The organism is Nonomuraea rubra (assembly GCF_014207985.1).
In the GTDB taxonomy this organism is placed as follows: domain Bacteria; phylum Actinomycetota; class Actinomycetes; order Streptosporangiales; family Streptosporangiaceae; genus Nonomuraea; species Nonomuraea rubra.
Map to the genome: position 1 here is coordinate 6,879,823 of NZ_JACHMI010000001.1, position 16,106 is coordinate 6,895,928.

At 71.4% G+C, this 16,106-nt stretch carries 19 protein-coding genes and 1 pseudogene; 13 read left to right on the forward strand and 7 right to left on the reverse strand.

What is annotated here, in order from left to right; genetic code table 11:
- Positions 1 to 83 precede the first annotated feature (83 nt).
- Positions 84 to 2,606, reverse strand: a complete 2,523-nt coding sequence (locus HD593_RS31405) for a caspase family protein (protein ID WP_185105592.1) — start codon at positions 2,604 to 2,606, stop codon at positions 84 to 86.
- A gap of 578 nt (positions 2,607 to 3,184) precedes the next feature.
- On the opposite strand from HD593_RS31405, the gene HD593_RS31415 reads away from it, so the two are divergent.
- Both HD593_RS31415 and HD593_RS31420 read left to right on the forward strand, forming a co-directional pair.
- A complete protein-coding gene (locus HD593_RS31415) occupies positions 3,185 to 3,616 on the forward strand; it encodes a pyridoxamine 5'-phosphate oxidase family protein (RefSeq protein ID WP_246546808.1) in 432 nt (143 codons plus the stop codon).
- Between the two features lie 421 nt (positions 3,617 to 4,037).
- The gene (locus tag HD593_RS31420; protein WP_246546809.1) at positions 4,038 to 4,529 is read left to right on the forward strand and encodes a hypothetical protein; all 492 of its coding nucleotides are present in this window, start codon (positions 4,038 to 4,040) and stop codon (positions 4,527 to 4,529) included.
- Between the two features lie 387 nt (positions 4,530 to 4,916).
- On the opposite strand, the gene HD593_RS31425 is transcribed toward HD593_RS31420, so the two are convergent.
- Positions 4,917 to 5,138, reverse strand: coding sequence for a hypothetical protein (locus tag HD593_RS31425; protein ID WP_185112778.1), 222 nt, complete (start codon positions 5,136 to 5,138; stop codon positions 4,917 to 4,919).
- Between HD593_RS31425 and HD593_RS65265 the strand changes: the two genes are divergently transcribed.
- A complete protein-coding gene (locus HD593_RS65265) occupies positions 5,137 to 5,277 on the forward strand; it encodes a hypothetical protein (RefSeq protein WP_185105594.1) in 141 nt (46 codons plus the stop codon). The two genes, HD593_RS31425 and HD593_RS65265, sit on opposite strands and share 2 nt — an antisense overlap.
- A 205-nt stretch (positions 5,278 to 5,482) precedes the next feature.
- Here HD593_RS65265 and HD593_RS31435 read toward each other — a convergent pair whose 3' ends face one another.
- The 5 genes and pseudogenes from HD593_RS31435 to HD593_RS62040 all read right to left on the reverse strand — a co-directional run bounded on the left by HD593_RS31435 (position 5,483) and on the right by HD593_RS62040 (position 8,056).
- Positions 5,483 to 6,172 carry an alpha/beta fold hydrolase gene (locus HD593_RS31435; RefSeq protein WP_185105595.1) on the reverse strand — a complete coding sequence of 230 codons (690 nt, stop codon included), beginning with the start codon at positions 6,170 to 6,172 and terminating at the stop codon, positions 5,483 to 5,485.
- 144 nt (positions 6,173 to 6,316) lie between these two features.
- Positions 6,317 to 6,601 carry a hypothetical protein gene (locus HD593_RS65270; protein WP_350668866.1) on the reverse strand — a complete coding sequence of 95 codons (285 nt, stop codon included), beginning with the start codon at positions 6,599 to 6,601 and terminating at the stop codon, positions 6,317 to 6,319.
- 34 nt (positions 6,602 to 6,635) lie between these two features.
- Positions 6,636 to 7,317, reverse strand: a pseudogene (locus HD593_RS65275) (aldehyde dehydrogenase family protein); the annotation flags it as partial.
- Positions 7,218 to 7,658: an aldehyde dehydrogenase family protein gene (locus tag HD593_RS31445; RefSeq protein ID WP_312903837.1), complete on the reverse strand. Its 441-nt coding sequence runs from the start codon at positions 7,656 to 7,658 to the stop codon at positions 7,218 to 7,220. The gene HD593_RS31445 and the pseudogene HD593_RS65275, both read right to left, overlap by 100 nt.
- Positions 7,559 to 8,056 carry an aldehyde dehydrogenase family protein gene (locus HD593_RS62040; RefSeq protein WP_312903839.1) on the reverse strand — a complete coding sequence of 166 codons (498 nt, stop codon included), beginning with the start codon at positions 8,054 to 8,056 and terminating at the stop codon, positions 7,559 to 7,561. Before HD593_RS62040 ends, HD593_RS31445 begins: the two co-directional genes overlap by 100 nt.
- A gap of 173 nt (positions 8,057 to 8,229) precedes the next feature.
- On the opposite strand from HD593_RS62040, the gene HD593_RS31450 reads away from it, so the two are divergent.
- From HD593_RS31450 to HD593_RS31490, 10 genes are all read left to right on the forward strand, one after another.
- Positions 8,230 to 8,682, forward strand: a complete 453-nt coding sequence (locus HD593_RS31450) for a DUF6623 family protein (RefSeq protein WP_185105597.1) — start codon at positions 8,230 to 8,232, stop codon at positions 8,680 to 8,682.
- A gap of 496 nt (positions 8,683 to 9,178) precedes the next feature.
- Entirely contained in the window at positions 9,179 to 9,451 is a 273-nt protein-coding gene (locus HD593_RS65280) for a hypothetical protein (protein ID WP_350668867.1), read from the forward strand.
- A gap of 189 nt (positions 9,452 to 9,640) precedes the next feature.
- Positions 9,641 to 10,033: a Tc toxin subunit A-related protein gene (locus HD593_RS31455; protein WP_312904459.1), complete on the forward strand. Its 393-nt coding sequence runs from the start codon at positions 9,641 to 9,643 to the stop codon at positions 10,031 to 10,033.
- A gap of 134 nt (positions 10,034 to 10,167) precedes the next feature.
- The gene (locus HD593_RS31460) at positions 10,168 to 10,812 is read left to right on the forward strand and encodes an SRPBCC domain-containing protein (RefSeq protein ID WP_185105599.1); all 645 of its coding nucleotides are present in this window, start codon (positions 10,168 to 10,170) and stop codon (positions 10,810 to 10,812) included.
- Between the two features lie 96 nt (positions 10,813 to 10,908).
- On the forward strand, positions 10,909 to 11,400 hold the full coding sequence (locus tag HD593_RS31465) for an SRPBCC family protein (RefSeq protein ID WP_185105600.1): 492 nt from the start codon (positions 10,909 to 10,911) through the stop codon (positions 11,398 to 11,400).
- A 275-nt stretch (positions 11,401 to 11,675) separates the two neighbouring features.
- Positions 11,676 to 13,076, forward strand: coding sequence for an FAD-dependent oxidoreductase (locus tag HD593_RS31470; RefSeq protein ID WP_246546810.1), 1,401 nt, complete (start codon positions 11,676 to 11,678; stop codon positions 13,074 to 13,076).
- A gap of 15 nt (positions 13,077 to 13,091) precedes the next feature.
- Complete coding sequence (locus tag HD593_RS31475) at positions 13,092 to 13,352, forward strand: hypothetical protein (protein WP_185105601.1); 261 nt, start codon at positions 13,092 to 13,094, stop codon at positions 13,350 to 13,352.
- Positions 13,343 to 14,593, forward strand: a complete 1,251-nt coding sequence (locus HD593_RS31480; RefSeq protein WP_185105602.1) for an MFS transporter — start codon at positions 13,343 to 13,345, stop codon at positions 14,591 to 14,593. Before HD593_RS31475 ends, HD593_RS31480 begins: the two co-directional genes overlap by 10 nt.
- A 34-nt stretch (positions 14,594 to 14,627) precedes the next feature.
- Positions 14,628 to 15,005: an ArsR/SmtB family transcription factor gene (locus HD593_RS31485; protein ID WP_185105603.1), complete on the forward strand. Its 378-nt coding sequence runs from the start codon at positions 14,628 to 14,630 to the stop codon at positions 15,003 to 15,005.
- Complete coding sequence (locus tag HD593_RS31490) at positions 15,002 to 16,066, forward strand: ArsO family NAD(P)H-dependent flavin-containing monooxygenase (protein ID WP_185105604.1); 1,065 nt, start codon at positions 15,002 to 15,004, stop codon at positions 16,064 to 16,066. Before HD593_RS31485 ends, HD593_RS31490 begins: the two co-directional genes overlap by 4 nt.
- Positions 16,067 to 16,106: the final 40 nt, after the last annotated feature.

Sequence of the window (16,106 nt, forward strand, 5' to 3'; positions counted from 1 at the left end):
CGCAGCTGGGCGGTCTGTTCTGTGCCGGCCTCGGTGGGGCGTCGCAGGTGCCGCTCGATCACGACGAGCGCCGGTCGTGGCGTTCAGCGTCCTGACGGCGGACGTCCGCCGGGCAGGTGGACCGACGCCACGGAGCAGGCCGCGGCGGCGAAGAGCACCGCCACGAACACCGGCGAGCTCCGGACCAACGCCAGGTTGTGCACCAGTCCCGCGATCACGGCGAGCTGGACCGCCGCCGTCAGCTCCGGCCGGTCCTCGACCGCCTGGGAGGCCACGAACAGCAGCACCAGCACGGCGGGCAGGTACGCGGGGATCTGCGGGTAGTCGGAACCGCCCTCCCACAGGTAGACGCCGCACACGTCCACGACGACCAGCAGCGTGGCCGCCGCTCCCAGGACCAGCGGCGGCCGCGCCTCGCCCGCTCGCCGGCGCTGAACAACCCGTGCCAGAAAGAACCCGAGCAGGAGCAGAACCCCCGAGAACACCACCAGCCAGGGCGTCTCCTCGCCGGGATCGTCCCTCATGTCCCGAGGGAACCGCAGGATGATGACGATCATGATCAGCGTCAGCGCCCCGCCCACGGCCCCGGCGACTCTCCACCGCAGGCCGCCCGGCTGGGCCAGGGTCGCCTCGGTGCACGCGACCAGCAGGAGCAGCAGCCCGGATATCGTGATGACGATCAGTCCGGCGCCGCTGAAGGCCGACTCGAAATGGGCGAACACCCCCAGGTGCACCGCCGACAGGCCGGCGGCCGCGCCGAGGCTCGCAGTGCGCCATCGGCCCTCCGGCAGCAGGCCGGCCGCGAACGCCGCTGCGATCAGGAGCCCCAGCCAAATGGTGTAGTCGGCGACCACGACCGTGTTGAGCATGGCGGCGAACTGGGGGGTGTACCCGGGGCCGACCATCAGCAGCAGGCCCGCCAGCAGCGCCAGCCCGCGCGACGCGAGGAGCAGCCACGCACCTGCGCCCGGCGTGCCGCTGTCCCCGCCGGACGGGGCGACGGCGTCCGGCGGCACGGCGCGGCCGACGTCCGCGGGTGTCGCGTCGCGGGCATCATCGGGCGAGACATCGGGCACACCCTCGGACCGAACCGCGCGCACGACATCGGGCACACCCTCGGACCGAACCGCGCGCACGACGTCGGCCACACCCTCGGACCGGGCTGCGGGCACGATATCGGCCACGCCCTCGGACGGAGCCGCAGGCACGACGTCGGGCATGACCGCCGGCCGGACCGCGGGCACGGCGTCGGGGTGGGCGAGGGCGCGTGACGCCGCCGCCGAGACGGACCGGCTGTCGTCGTCGGCCAGCTCCTCCAGGGCCAGCCGCGCCGCGAGCGCGAGCCCGGCGTGGCGGCTGTGCCGCAAGCGCGCCAGCTCGCCGATCGCCCCCTCCCTGATCTTGGCGATCGGGTGGTCGACGGCCTCCTGAAGTTCGGTGGGCAACGGCGCGGGCCGATCCACGGGACGGCCACGCCGGGCGATGATCAGATCTCCCTGAACGTCGAACGTCCACTTGCCCGGCGTCTGACTGGGCGTGACCGCCCGTACCTTGTCGTAGACGAAGTCGTACAGCTCGTGGATGCCCACGAAGCCGTCCTGGTCGCGGTCGGCCTCGCCGGTCTCGAGCCCTTCCACCAGCGCTCTGGTGAACACCGAGGGCGAGGTCGTCTCCTGCGCGTCGGCGAGGTCGGTCCCGTCGAAGGCGTACTCCAGGGCGTTGGAGGCCGTGATGACCACTCGCCCGCGCCCGCCGAACTGCTCCTCGACGTGCACGTCCGTGCCCGCCCTCGGCAGCGCGCCGCGGGCGAAGGCGCCCGCGTAGCAGCAGTCGAGCAGCAGGACGATGCGCCGGCAGCGGCTGCGGCCCATCCGCCGGTTGACGAACTCCGCCGACACCGCGGTGGCGGCGAGCCTGTTGAGCTTGGTGCTGGGCGTGGCGAAGTACAGCTCGCCGTTGTCGTCCTTGACCCCGTGGCCGGAGAAGTGCAGCAACAGCAGATCGTCAGGATGGCGGTCGGCGAAGAACTCCTCCACGGCCTCGCTGACGACAGCGGTGGGCTCGTTGAGCATCGTGCGCACGTCGAAGCCGCCGATCGCCTGGTCGCCCAGCACCCTAGCCAGCGCCTCGGCGTCCAGGGCGGGCGCCCGCAGCCGCCGCAACCCGGGATCGCCGAACTCGTCGCCGGCCACGATCAGCGCGAGGCGGCGCCCGGGCCGGGGGGATGCGTCCGGCCGCCCGCGGCGGCGCAGCCACACGTCGGCGAACTCGCGCTGCTCCTTCGACGGGATGCCGGTCAGCTCCAGCACGTCGCCGTCGATCTCCAGCTTGACGGAACGATGCTGGTGGCGGTTGAGCCAGGCGGTCACGGCGTTCACGATCGAGGCCAGCAGTTCCGTACCGGCGAGCGCGATCACCAGGCCGCCGACCGTGAACGACAGCACCGCCCTGGCGCCTTCCGGGATCTCCCCCGCCTCGGCGGTGCCGGCCACCACGTCCAGTTCGAGCAGTTCCTCCCTCAGCCTGGCGGTGGCCTCGTCCAGTTCCTGGGGATCGGCGGCCGCGTCGACCACCCGTAGCCGCAGCTGCACCGTCTCGCTCACCATGGGCCGCCTCCGAGGCGCGAACGCAGGACACCGCGAGGACGGCCTGCCGCCAGGGGCTCTGCCGTCACGTACCGATATCGCCGACGATCACCCTGCCGCTACGCGCAGTCGCCACCGGATGCGTGGCCCCGCACCCTCCAGCAGCTTGTCCGGGGTGTTCGGCAGGTCGCGGACGCGTTCGCCCCAGGATCCCGCGCGGGCCGGCGAAGAGGCCGCGGCACCCCGGACGCCGTGGGTGTGATCTTCAGGCCGGCCGCCGACACCGTGGTCACGAGGTGGCCCTGCCCTGCTCGCGGAACACCGGCAGCGCGACGGCGATGCCGCGCAGCACGCCGCGCAGGTCGCCGTCGATCATCGCCGACCAGCCGGCCACGTCGAGGACAGGCCAAACGCGGGGGCTTCACAGCCGTCGAGGCGGGGTGGGGCAGGACCTCTGAGGGCACCATCCGCCCCGACACCGACGCACGCGACCGGGCACTAGACTGTCTACAACAAAACCATCTGCTACGGTCCTTACCTGGCAAGCGCACTTTCCGTGGCACGCCTCCCTGGCGCCGCACCGTCTGATGGAGACCAACATGAACGAGAACCAGTCGGGCCCCGCCCCCCGGCCGCTGAGCGAAGAAGAACTGCTGAAGCTGCTCGGCGGACAGCAGTTCGGCGTGTTGTCGACGGTCAGGCGCAGCGGTCACCCCGCCCTGTCCACGGTCCTGTACCGGTGGGACCCGGCCGCGCGGATCATCAGGATCTCCACGACGGCCGACCGGCTCAAGGCGCGCCAGGTGCGCAACAACCCGCACGTCGCCCTGCACGTGCAAGGCCCCGACGTGTGGTCGTTCGCCGTCGCCGAGGGCGAGGCCGAGGTGTCCGGCGACGCCGCCGAGCTCCTGGCCTTCGCCGGCGAGCAGCCGGATACCGCCGCCTTCCTGGAACAGCAGGCCAGGGAACGCCGCGTGGTGATCAGGATCAAGGTGTCCCGGCTGTACGGCACCGCCCTGGACCTCCCGTGAGCCGGCCCCGCCCGGCTCCGGCCTCCGGCGCCGCGACCAGCGGGCGCCCGCTTGTGTCGCGGGACGACCGGACCGCCCGCCAGGAAGAGCTGTCGCCGAACGGGCGGGGGACGCCCCGCGGATGCAGTCATTGACGTTCCCTCCGCTCAGGCAGAAGACCGCGCGGCGGGAGAAACGGCGGCCCGGTCCGGCGAACAAGCCGCACGACTACCGCCCGCGGCTGGGAGGACCTGCGCGGGACGCCGGCCGGGTGACGCCGACCACGAGTGGCGGCACGCCGGACGAGCCACGCAAACCACTCCCCTACGTCCGCCTGCACCTCCCCGATGCGCGGTCGCGCGGCGCAGACGCAGGCGGCGGCAGTGATCAATAGTTGATCGTGTCCCACAACTTTTGCCGGCGTTTCGCAGTCCAAGCAGACATGATGAAGACGATGATCGGGGCTTCGCTCCTCGCCGGCTCGCTGATGGTCTCCGGTGCCACCGCCGCAGTGGCGCAGACGAAGCCGACGTTGGGGCCGTACGGTTACGGTGCTGTGAAGCTCGGCATGACCGTCAAGCAGGCCAAGGCGACAGGGGACGTGGTCAGCAAGATGCCGGGCGGAGGCGGCTGCTCCGGCTGGGACTTGAAGAAGTTCCCAACCCCCAAGAACGAGGCTGGCGTCTACATCTCACCGCGCGTGGGGCTGGCCGCCATCTTCGCCGCCAAGGGTATGCAGACCCCGGAAGGCATCAAGATCGGCTCCACCGTCAATCGGCTGAAGGGGGCCTACCCGAAGATCAAGAAGGACATCCACGGGTACTATGTGATCACGGTCCCTGGCAACAAGAAGGCTTACTACACCTTCGGCGTCATGCACGGCAAGGTCACCGAGTACGGCGTCGCGCTCAAGAAGCAAGACTGCTTCAACTGAGCACCCCCGGCATCTCGGCGTAGGCCAATCCCTTGTCGACCGTCTCCGACGGCGTGCTGCCGGCCCGCACACGGGCCGCCCGCGTGGTGGCGGAGTACGGCGACATCGAACCGAGCGCGGCGGCGGTGGCGGGTCACGCTGTTCGTCACGATGGCCGTGGCAGCCGGGGGACGTGCTGCTGGCCGCCGGGCTGATCCCTGGGTCCGGCGCCTCCCCGCCGTGATGCCCGGCCTTGCCGGTGGCCGCTGGGGCGGCCGCCAGGCAGGTTGTGCCCAGGTCTTCCGGGGCAGCGCAAGCGATCACTCGCGAACCGCCCTCTAGCCAACGGAAGCAGTGCGCCCGAACTCCCGGAATCCGTTCACTCGACGTGACGCAGGATGGACGCCTTCAGTCCCGTTCGAATCCACTCATCAGAGCAATCTCGCCGCTTGCCGGGGCCGTCCAGACCATGGCCAACGCGAAGCCCAGATCATCGAAGCGAGCCCCAGGAAAGACGCTCCCGTAGACGTCCCGGAACTGCTCGCGTGTTCTGCCCGGGGGCAGCAGGAGCAGCTCTGCGAGATGGCCGGTGTTGGACCGCAAGACGATCAATCGGATCGAGAACGGCATGTACAGCCCACACCTGGACAAGGTCGTCCAGATCGCCGGCGCACTCGCAGTACCAGCCAAGGAGCTCTTCGACTGGAGCAGCGCGCGCCCTCCAGCACCTGAGCGGCGATGTCGGCAGCGCCCGGCCCGGGATCGTTGAGCAGTTCCCTGGCCTCGGTGTACCTGGTGACAAGCCAGATCCTGAGCCGCCGGTGTGCGGGCCCGGGCCGCACCGGTCCGCCTCGCGAACGCGCCGGTAGACCGGATGCGGGGTCCTGGAAGAAGGCCCGTCCAGGTTGAGTGCCGGGTTCGTGGCCGGTTCGCCTTACCGCGACATTCGCCCTTTCCAGCTCGCCGGGATCTCCCTACCGCCGGGCGGGCAGGGCCTCGGTCACCTCGTCGATGAGGCCGGCCAGCTCGCCCGGCCGCGACAGGAACGGAGAATGGCTCCCCGGCAGGTGCCTGACGACCTCGGCCATCGTGAGCTGCCGCTTGATGAACAGCTCGGGCATGCTCCGGTCATCGTCGCAGACGATGAGCGCGGAGGGCACCGTCCGCCACGAGGCCCGCGTCTGCTGCTCGGTGAAGGCACGCGCGCTCTGCGGCCTGAGCCGGGCGACGGCCGCCTCCGCCCACCGCGCGGGTACGTCGTGGTACAACGCCTCGACCGGCGGCTCGGGAGCCGGCACCAGCTCGGCGTCCTGGGGGAACCACGGCCCGCCGACCGGCGTGACCACCGCCTCCCCGGCCTCCAGCATGTGGGCCGCCAGGTAGACGAGCCGCCGCACGTTCGGCACGGTCTCGGCCACCTCGGTGACGGGGACGCCGCCGTAGGAGTGCGCGAGCACGGTGACCGGTCCCTCAAGGGCACGCAGATGGTCCCGTACGGCCCGCGCGTCGTCGTACATCCCCGCACGTGGATCCCCCGACGTGCTCGGCAGGTCCACCGTGGACGTGGCCCAGCCGCGCTCTTCCAGCTCCGGCACGAGCCGATCCCAGCACGACGGTCCGTGCCAGGCGCCGTGCACGAGCACCAGCGTCTCCTTGTTCACCATGTTCTCCCCCTGCATTCGCGTGTCACCCGGCCAGGGTGCCAGGGCCGCATATACGGACCCCATATGCGGCATCGACGGCGGTGTCACCGATGACGGCACGGGCCCGGGCCGCCGACGAGTTCGGCGGGCTGGGCGATTCGATGCTCAGCTCCCTCGCCGTGCACACGGGCGAACCGGACACCAGTCCTGCGCGCACCGCCCGGCGGGGAAGGCGCCCAGGCACAGCGGGTGGTCCTCGGCCAGCGCGCCGCGGCCCTCGCGGGAGGTGACCACCGGCGCCTGAGCGGCCTCGGCGAGCCGGGTCAGCTCGGCGGTGGCTCCCGCGCCCACGACGCCGCCGCCCGGTGAGCACGTCCCTGGCCAGCCGGATGACCTCGGCGCCGAGGTCGCCGGCGCGGCGGGCCCGCGCGACGGTGCGGCACACCGCACGCAGCATGTCCGGCCGGCTGTCGGCCTCGTGGATGTAGCCGCGGCCCCGGCCCAGATGGGCGCTTTCCACCTGGCCGGTGATGAGCAGGACGCGGGAGGAGGCGAACGACGCCTCGTACAGGCCGGCCATGGCCTTGGCGGTGCCCGAACCGGTGCTGACCAGCGCGACCCCGAACGTCCCCGTGGTCCTGGCGTAGCCGTCGGCGGCGTGCACGGCCGTCTGCTCGTGCCGCATGCCGACGATGCGGATGCCGCCCCATACCCGCAGGGCCCGCAGGATCGGCAGGTTGTGGATGCCTGCGATGGCGAACACGTGCCGGACGCCGAGCGTGTCCAGCGCCGCCGCGACCTGATCGGCCCCAGTGGTCATGAAATATCCCCATTGATCGGCATTTGGATGCTCGGTGAACTCCTCGAGGCCGTACCGCCCCTTCTCCCTGCCGATTCCCGAGCCCTTGTAGCCGCCGAACGGCGCCACGGGGTTGAAGTTGACGCTGACCTGCCCGGTCCGCAACCGGCGCGCAACCGCGAGCGCCCGCTCCTGATCGGGCGACCACACCGCTCCCGACAGCCCGTACGGCGATCCACACGGCCTCATCGAGGTCGTCGTAGCCGATCAGGACCAGCACCGGCCCGAAGATCTCCTCCTGGGCGACCGCCATGCCGGGATCGACGCCGGTGAGCAGCGTGGGCGAGACGTAGAACCCGCGGTCCAGCGGGCGGTCCGGCCCGCCCACACGAGCCGGGCTCCGTCCAGGACGGCCGCCGGGATGCAGGCCGCCACCCGCTCGCGCTGCCGGGCGCTGATCACGGGCCCGAGGTCGGCGACCGCGGAGTCGCGATCGCCCGGCCGCGCGGCCGACAGCAGGCCCGCCGCGCATGCCCCGGCCTCGGCCGGCAGCGACCTCGGCACGACCAGGCGGGTGAGCGCCGTGCAGGTCTGCCCGCTGTTGACGATCACCGTGCGTAGGCAGTGCGCGACCGCGGTGGCCAGGGTGGCGCCGTCGAGATCGTCCAGGAGGATCGACGCCGACTTGCCGCCCAGCTCCAGCAGCACCCGGGCGACGTTCGCCGCCGCCAGGGCCGCCACCTGCTGTCCGATTCGCTGGCAGCCCGGCGCAGCACCGCGGCGCGCTCGGCCACGGGTACGCGGGCCCAGCCCTCGCCCGCCCGTGCGGCGGCGACGGCGGCGGCGGCGGCGGCGACGGCATCGCCCACGTCGGCCGCCGAAGCCGCGGGGATCTCCGCGAAGACCTCCTCGGTGCACGGGTCGACGAGCCTCAGTCCTTCCCACTGCCGCGCCTCCGCTTCGACGGCCTTCTCGTCGAACGAGTTGTACGTGGCGGCCGGCCCGAAGTCGAACAGCCCGCTGGACTTGACGTCGATCGGCGAGGTGATCATGGCGTGCCGGGCGAAGGCGCCGACGGTCGTCTGGAGGGCGGCGTCGTCGATCACGCCGTACCTCCCCGAGGGGCCGCGCCGCCGGTGATGTCGAGGCGCAGCTTCAGGATCCGTACGGCCTGGGCCAGCGCCTCGTCCCCTGCATATAAGTAGGGGGCTACTCACGACAGTCCGCGAGCGGTAGCCGAATCTGAAGAGGCCTTAGCTTCGGACCGGAAGGAATAGCCATGGCCGAGAAGTTGTACGCGTCCTGGGCGTCGGGATACGCAGCATTCCCCGAGACCGCCAATCTGCGAACGCTCCGCCAGGGTTTCGGGGTGACCTTCACCATCCCGGCGGGCCGGGCCGAATGGATCCACCTGCCGATCCCCACACCGGTCATCGCGGAGGGCGACCGCGCCACCCTGGACAAGGTACTGGTCCTGTTCCATGCACGCCAGAACAGCGAGATCATCGAGGTCCACGTCTTCGACGGGCCCCGCCGAATCTCCAGGTTCTCGGAAATGCGACTTTCAGGCGATCACGCGCAAGGAGTCGATGCGAGAAACGTCTTCGTCGTCCGCCAGGCGGATATCGCCTTCGGGATCGGCGTCACACTACGCGTCAACAACATTTCGGCCTCCACCGACAGCGAGTTCTTCATCAGCAGCTTCGGCGGAGACTTCTTCCACAACGTGTGAGCCCCGTGCGCCACGTACGCACACTTTCCGGGAGTATGTTCATGCGTCCGCAGGGTCGTCCTGATCATCTCCTCGCGGGGAGCGCCGGCCGGCTTCCTGACCGCCCGGCGCGCCGCGGTCACCGCGGCCGGACACGGCCTGCCCGAACCGGCCTGCCCTCGGCGGGTCGCCGGCCTGCGCCGGGAGGAAGTGGCCCAGCTCGCCGGGATCAGCGCCGGCTACAGCCCGGCGAGTCCGGACAGCGCATCACCCGCAATCCGTGCGGGCTGCTGGCCAACCGCATCGGCACCCCCGCCGTGGTGCTCGGGCGTACCCTCGACATCCTGTCCCGGAACCGGCTCGGTGCCGCTCTGCCCGGCGACCCGGCCGCCATACGCCCGGCCACCGTAACCACGTGCGCATGCTCTTCCTCGGCCAGCGCGTCCGGGCCCTGGAAACCGACTGGCCGGCCCGCGCCCGCGAAGCCGACTTCCGCGCCTGAAGGAGCCAGCACCTGATCACGCTGCACCCGTTCGGCCACAGCACCGTCCACCACCCCATCACCGGCCCCGTCAGTCTCGGCTGGCACATCCTGACGAGCGTCGACGAACAGTCCATCGTGCTCATTACGGCTCCGCCCGGCAGCGCCGACCACGCCGCCCTCCGGCAGCTGGACCCCTGGGCGGTGGAGCAATCACTGCGACCCCGCCATCCTCAGGCAGTTTCGGGACGGCGGTTCGAGGCCCGGGTCAGCTTGAAGTGGGCGCACGATTTCCGGAAGGCACCTTGAAATCGGCCGGCCATTTACGGCAAGTCGCTTGGTCGCTGACCGCACCGAGTCGATCCATGTGGCGGACGTGTCCGGCGACGGGTCTCACCGGCCTGGCACGGATCCGCAACGGCGAGATCTGCTCCTGGCCGAGTCTCGGCCACGGCAGGTTCGGGCCCAAGGTCACCATGGACGGCTCGCCGTGGTGCGATCACGAGGAGTTTCGTCGACTACTCCGGCGCCGTGCAGACCATCGCCACCAGCTCCGGCAGCGGGCTGTTCGAGACCAGCCTGCGAGACGAGCGCTCCCTGCCGTTCGAGGGGCATGAGCCGGCGGATCGAACTGCCCGTCGACTTCGGCAGTTCGACTACGACACGGTTTCCGACGTCATCCTGCACCTGCGGTACACGGCCGGGGAGGGCGGCGCCCAGTTGTGTGACAAGGCGGTTGAGCGGGTCCGCGACCTGGCCGGGGCGGCGGAGGAGTCGGGGCCGGTGCGCCTGTTCAGCCTCCGGCACGATCTCCCCGCCGGCTGGCGGCGACGTCGTCGTTGGCCGCTGTGCCGCGCGTGCCCAGGACGTGATGCGCGTCGGCTTGTGTGAACGGCGGCGCGGCACCAAGAATCAGCGGTGGGCTATATAAGCGAAGGCCGGTATAGTCGCTGCCGTGCACGCCTTCGACATACTCGGCGACCCCGTGCGCCGGCGCGTTCTGAAGCTACCGAAGGAGACATGACATGAAGGATGTTCTCGACGAGCTGGCTGCCGTGCGCCGGGCGATGGGCACCGGCAGCGTGCCCGCCGGCGAGGCGTACACCGTGGAGCTGCGGCGTCGATACGACGCGGAGATCGATGACGTCTGGGACGCCATCACCAACCCCGAGCGGCTGCAGCGCTGGTTCAAGCCGGTCACCGGGGACCTTCGGCTTGGCGGGCAGTTCGCTCTGGACGGCGGAGAGCACGGCGAGATCCTCCGGTGCGAGCCGCCGCGTCTGCTGAAGGTGTCCTGGCTCTACGGGCCGGACGCCGACGCCTGGCCCGGCACCAGCGAGGTGGAAGTGCGCCTGGCCGCGGGCCCGGCCGGCGACACCGAGTTCGAGCTGATCCACGCAGCGGTCGTCGGCGAGCCCATGTTCCCTACGTACGGCCCCGGCGCCGGAGGTGTCGGCTGGGACCTGGCCCTCCTCGCCCTGCGACGGTTCCTGGCCGGCGACGAGATCACCGGTCACGAGGAGTTCGAGAAGTCGCCCGAAGGGCGCGAGTTCGGCCGCCGTAGCGCCGCAGCCTGGGGTCGGGCCCACCTGGCCGCCGGCGGCGAACCGGAGCACGTCGCGGCCGCGGTCGAGGCCACCACCAAGTTCTACGTACCCGACCCGGCCTGACACTCCAGCGGCGGCGGACTGACCGGCTTCCTCGGCGCCCCACGACCAGCAGGACTGCAGCACGTCGTCCCACACCACGAGAAGGAGCGATATCCCATGAAGTACACCGTCTCGACCGAGATCGCCCTGCCGCGGGAGACAGTGGTCCAGCTCCTGGCCGACCCGGCACACCTGCCGAAGTGGCTGCGGGGCCTGGTGCTGCACGAGCCGCTGAACGGGAAGCACGGGGAGCTCGGCACCAAGTCGCGCGTCGTGATGCAGATGGGGAAGCGGAAGATCGAGTGCACCGAGACCATCACCCGCCGGGAACCGGCAGACCTGCACGAGATCCCGAAAGGCGGCGTCGTTCACTTCGACCGCGAGATCGTCAGCAAGGGCACGTGGAGCGCCGTGCGCGATCGGCTGGCCGAAGCCGGTCCGGAGACGACACTCTGGGAGAGCGAGAGCGAATACCGGTTCAGCAGCGTGATGATGCGGCTGGTGGGACTTCTGATGCCCGGTGCCTTCCGCAAGCAGTCGGAGCAGCACATGCAGGACTTCAAGCGTTTCGCCGAGCAAGGCAAGGACGTCCGGGAAGAGACGGACTGATCTGCCGTCACGCTCGGCGATGGCCATGGAGGCGGGTTCTGTGCGGTGGACGATGAGGACATGATCTTCGAGGAAGAGGCCATCGAGACGTCGACTTGGCGGGGATGGTTGCGGCGGGTCGGGGCCAGTGGCCGCCTTCCCCGGTCCAGGCGGTGGCGGTCTCGGGGCTGATGCCCAAGAGGTCCGTGAGAACGGCAGCGAGCGACTAATTTGACAGCAATCTAATCAATGAGGCATGCTTCCTGCTACTTCGACAATCGTCTAAGCAAGGAGCCATGATGAGTGACGGATGCTGCGGCACCACCACGCCCTCGGAGGCGGAGCAGTTCACCGCCGGCCCGGAGACCAGCACACTGCCGGTGGTGGTCATCGGGGCGGGTCCGATCGGCCTGGCCGCCGCCGCCCACCTGGCCGAGCGGGGCCTCGGCTTCCTGATCCTGGAGGCGGGCGGGCAGGCAGGCGCGTCCATCGCCAAGTGGGGTCACGTACGGGTGTTCAGCCCGTGGCGCTACAACATCGACCCCGCCGCCCGCCGCCTGCTGGAAGAGGCGGGCTGGCAGGCGCCGGACGAGGACTGGCTGCCGACCGGCGCCGAGCTCGTCGACGACTACCTCGCCCCGCTGGCCAAGGCCCTCGGCGACCGGGTACGGCTGAACGCCGAGGTCACCGCGATCACCCGGCTGGGCTTCGACCGGGTCCGGACCAACGGCCGCGAGGACGTACCGTTCCTGATCCGCCTGCAGGACGGCGAGGAGCTGTACGCCCGCGCGATCATCGACGCCTCCGGCACCTACACCAGCCCCAACGTGCTGGGCGCGAGCGGCCTGCCGGCGCACGGCGAAGCGGAGGTGGCACAGCTCATCGACCACGCGCTCCCCGACGTCCTCGGTGCCGACCGCGCCACCTACGAAGGTAAGCACACCCTCGTCGTCGGCGCCGGCCACTCGGCCGCCACCACGCTGCTGGCCCTGGCCCAGCTCGAGAACACCCCGATCACCTGGGCGATCCGCGCGGGCAACGCCAGCCGCACCTACGGCGGCGGCGACGCCGACGCGCTTCCCGCGCGCGGGGCGCTGGGCAGCCGCCTGCACGCCCTGGTGGAGTCCGGCCGGATCACCCTGCTGACCGGCTTCTACACCCACCGCGTCCGGGGAACCGGCCAAGGCGTCGAGGTGGTCAGCCGCGACCCGTCCGGCGCGGAGCGGACAATCGCCGTGGACCGGATCGTGTCGGCCACCGGCTACCGCCCCGACCACTCCATCGCGAGCGAGCTGCGCCTCGACCTGGACCCGGTCCTCGGCTCCACCCGCGCTCTCGCCCCGCTGATCGACCCGAACCAGCACTCCTGCGGCACGGTCCCGCCGCACGGCGCGGACGAGCTGGCCCATCCCGAGCCCGGCTACTACGCGATCGGCGTCAAGAGCTACGGCCGCGCGCCCACCTTCCTCATGGCCACCGGCTACGAGCAGGCCCGCTCGGTCGTCGCCGCACTGGCCGGCGACTGGGAGGCCGCACGCGACGTGCAGCTCGACCTGCCCGAGACCGGTGTCTGCTCCTCCAACCTCGCCGAGGCCCAGGAGCAGCGCGTCGGCCTGGCCACCGGCATCAGCGGCGGCCTGCTGTCCGCCCCGCTCCCTTTGGTGACCGCCTCGACCGGCGGCGGCTGCTGCGGCTGAACGAGGAGGAGCACGATGTCCGACGGCTACCCCACCGCGGCGCAGAAAGAGGCGCTGAGCCTGATCCGCGACCACGAGCCGATGCCCACAGCCCGGCTCGCGGAGCGGCTGCTGGCCGCCCGCGAACCCAGCACCAACCCCGGCTACGCCCGCGCCGTCACCCGCATGGCCGGAACCCTGGCCTGGCGACTGCAAGCACAGGGCTTCATCACCGCCAACGGCACCGACACCTGGCGCACCACCTCCTCCGGCCGCGCGCTGATCTCATGCGCCTGAGCTCCGGCGATACCAGCGACCCGGCCGTCGCCTCCGTCAGCGAGCGCGGCGGCCAAGGCCGTTTCCACCAGGGCCGGCGCATCGTCGCCGCCCTGGCCGTCACCCAGACCATCGGCTACGGCGTCCTCTACTACGCCTTCTCCGTCTTTCTCGCTCCGATGACCCGCGACCTGCGCGCCGGCGGCACGCAGGTCGCCGCCGCGCTCACCCTCGCCGTCCTGACCACCGCTCTGTGCGCGCCGCTGGTCGGCCGGTGGCTGGACACCCACGGCGGCCGAGGCCTGATGACCGCCGGGTCGGTGCTCGGCGCGCTCGCCGTCCTGGCCTGGTCCCAAGCTCACAACCTGCTCCAGCTGTACGGGGTGTTCCTCGCCATCGGCATCGCCTCGGCCATGGTGCTGTACGAGCCGGCCTTCGCCGTCATCATCGCCTGGTTCGACGGCCCGGCCCACGGGCACGGCCGGGCCGGCGCGCTGCTCGCGCTGACCATCGTGGCCGGGTTCGCCTCCTCCATCTTCCTGCCGCTGACCGGCCTGCTCGTCGAGCACTACGGCTGGCGCCAGGCCCTGGTCATCCTCGGCCTCGGCTACGGCGTGGCGGCGATCCCGCTGCACGCCCTGGTCCTGCGCCGGCCCGCCCACCACACCGCCAAGGCCAAGGCCGAGGCACGCGGCGAGCTGGTCAAGGCCGCCGTACGGGCGCGTCCGTTCTGGTTGCTGGCGGCGGCCTTCACCGCGCATGGCGGCGCGGTGGCCATCATCGCCGTCCTGCTGGTCACCTACCTGACCCACCTCGGCCATCCCCCGGTCTTCGCCGCCACCATCGCCGGACTGCTCGGCGTGCTCTCGGTGACCGGCCGCCTGGTCACCACCGGCCTGCGCCGCCGCTGGTCCGCCGCGCCGGTCGCCGCGGGTGTCTTCGCCCTGCAAGGCGCAGGCGCGCTGCTCCTGCCGGTCGTCGGAGCCGGCGTGCCGGGCGCGATCGGATGCGTCCTGCTCTTCGGGATCGGCTTCGGCGTCGGCACGATCACCCTGCCGCACCTGCTCGCCGAACGGTACGGCACCGCCGCCTACGCCAGCCTGTCCGGCCGGATCGCCCTGTTCTCGGTCGCCGACAAGGCCGCCGCTCCGCTGGCCGCCGTCGCCCTGGCCCAGGTGGCCGGCTACGGCTGGGTCATGGGTGCGGTGGCCGCCGCCTGCGCGATCGCGGCATTGGCCCTGCTCGCCTATCACCGCCTATAATTTCGACAAGCTTCGAATCAGCAGGGGGAGCCGGATGGCCGCCACCACGACCCCGTGCTGCGCACCGATCGCACGCGAGCCGCTGTCCGAGACCGACGCGGCCGACCTCGCCGTCATGCTCAAGGCGGTCGCCGACCCGGTCCGGCTGCGCCTGCTGTCGATGATCGGATCTCACGCGGGCGGCGAGGCGTGCGTGTGCGACCTCACCGACGCGTTCGACCTGACCGCCCCGACCATCTCCCACCATCTCAAGGTGCTCCGCACGGCAGGGCTGATCGACGGCGAACGGCGCGGCACCTGGGTGTACTACCGGATCATCCCCGAGGCGGTGAACAAGCTGGGCGCCCTGTTCGCACCGCTGACCCAGCCTTCACCCGGCAGGCCGGGAGACCTCGAGCTCCTGCCCGTATGACCCGAGCTCCCCGCCCGGTCGACGTCCTGGTCATCGGCGGCGGCCAGGCAGGTCTGGCCGCCGGCTACTACCTGCGCCGCGCCAGGGCCGACTTCGTCATCCTGGACGCCCAGGAGGAGCCCGGTGGGGCGTGGCGGCACGCCTGGCCGTCGCTCCGGCTGTTCTCCCCCGCCCAGTACAGCTCGCTGCCCGGCCGCATGATGCCCACCCCGCCCGGCGGCGGCTACCCCAGCGCCACCGACACGGTCGCCTACCTCGCCGACTACGAACAGCGCTACCAGTTCCCGATCGTCCGGCCCACGACCGTGCATGCGGTACGGCGAGAGGAGCGGAGCCTCCTGGCCGACACCGACGCCGGCACCTGGCAGGCCCGCCACGTGATCAGCGCCACCGGCACCTGGTGGCGGCCTTACGTGCCCTACTACCCTGGCATCGGCGACTTCCAGGGGAAGCAGTTGCACGCCGCCGGCTACCGTGGCCCGGAGCCGTTCCACGGCCGGCGCGTCCTGATCGTGGGCGGCGCCAACTCCGGCGCGCAGATCCTGGCCGACGTCTCCACCGTCGCCGACACCACCTGGGTCACCCTGCGCCCACCTCGCCTGCTGCCCGACGAGGTCGACGGCCGGGCCCTGTTCGCCCTGGCCACCCGCCAGACCCAGGGCGCGGACGGCGTGGGCTCGCTGGGCGACATCGTGGCCGTCCCACCGGTCCGGGAGGCCCGCGACCGCGGCGTGCTCAAGGCCCAGCCGATGTTCGACCGCATCACCAGCACGGGCGTCACCTGGCCGGACGGCACCAGCCTCGACTGTGACGCCATCATCTGGTGCACCGGCTTCCGCCCGGACCTGAGCCATCTGGCTCCGCTCCGGCTGCGCGGCCCTGACGGGCTCATCCCGGTGGAGGGCACCCGCGCCGTGGGCGAGCCTCGCCTGCACCTGCTCGGTTATGGCGACTGGACAGGCCCCGCCTCCGCCACTTTGATCGGCGCGAGCCGCACGGCCAGAGACACCGTCGCCGAAATCGTGCGAGCCATGAGCCCCGGCGAGGTTGCCAGCCGGTGAACGGGGCGTCGGGAGGCATCCACTGCGCCACGATCCGGCC

Coding starts and splice junctions, on each gene's coding strand:
- HD593_RS65265 (WP_185105594.1), top strand. CDS start 5,137: ATGTACAGCCCACACCTGGACAAGGTCGTCCAGATCGCCGGCGCACTC.
- HD593_RS31470 (WP_246546810.1), top strand. CDS start 11,676: ATGATGAGTGACGGATGCTGCGGCACCACCACGCCCTCGGAGGCGGAG.
- HD593_RS31465 (WP_185105600.1), top strand. CDS start 10,909: ATGAAGTACACCGTCTCGACCGAGATCGCCCTGCCGCGGGAGACAGTG.
- HD593_RS31420 (WP_246546809.1), top strand. CDS start 4,038: ATGATGAAGACGATGATCGGGGCTTCGCTCCTCGCCGGCTCGCTGATG.
- HD593_RS31425 (WP_185112778.1), bottom strand. CDS start 5,138: ATGCCGTTCTCGATCCGATTGATCGTCTTGCGGTCCAACACCGGCCAT.
- HD593_RS31485 (WP_185105603.1), top strand. CDS start 14,628: ATGGCCGCCACCACGACCCCGTGCTGCGCACCGATCGCACGCGAGCCG.
- HD593_RS31460 (WP_185105599.1), top strand. CDS start 10,168: ATGAAGGATGTTCTCGACGAGCTGGCTGCCGTGCGCCGGGCGATGGGC.
- HD593_RS31475 (WP_185105601.1), top strand. CDS start 13,092: ATGTCCGACGGCTACCCCACCGCGGCGCAGAAAGAGGCGCTGAGCCTG.
- HD593_RS31405 (WP_185105592.1), bottom strand. CDS start 2,606: ATGGTGAGCGAGACGGTGCAGCTGCGGCTACGGGTGGTCGACGCGGCC.
- HD593_RS31435 (WP_185105595.1), bottom strand. CDS start 6,172: ATGGTGAACAAGGAGACGCTGGTGCTCGTGCACGGCGCCTGGCACGGA.
- HD593_RS31490 (WP_185105604.1), top strand. CDS start 15,002: ATGACCCGAGCTCCCCGCCCGGTCGACGTCCTGGTCATCGGCGGCGGC.
- HD593_RS31415 (WP_246546808.1), top strand. CDS start 3,185: ATGAACGAGAACCAGTCGGGCCCCGCCCCCCGGCCGCTGAGCGAAGAA.
- HD593_RS31450 (WP_185105597.1), top strand. CDS start 8,230: ATGGCCGAGAAGTTGTACGCGTCCTGGGCGTCGGGATACGCAGCATTC.
- HD593_RS31480 (WP_185105602.1), top strand. CDS start 13,343: ATGCGCCTGAGCTCCGGCGATACCAGCGACCCGGCCGTCGCCTCCGTC.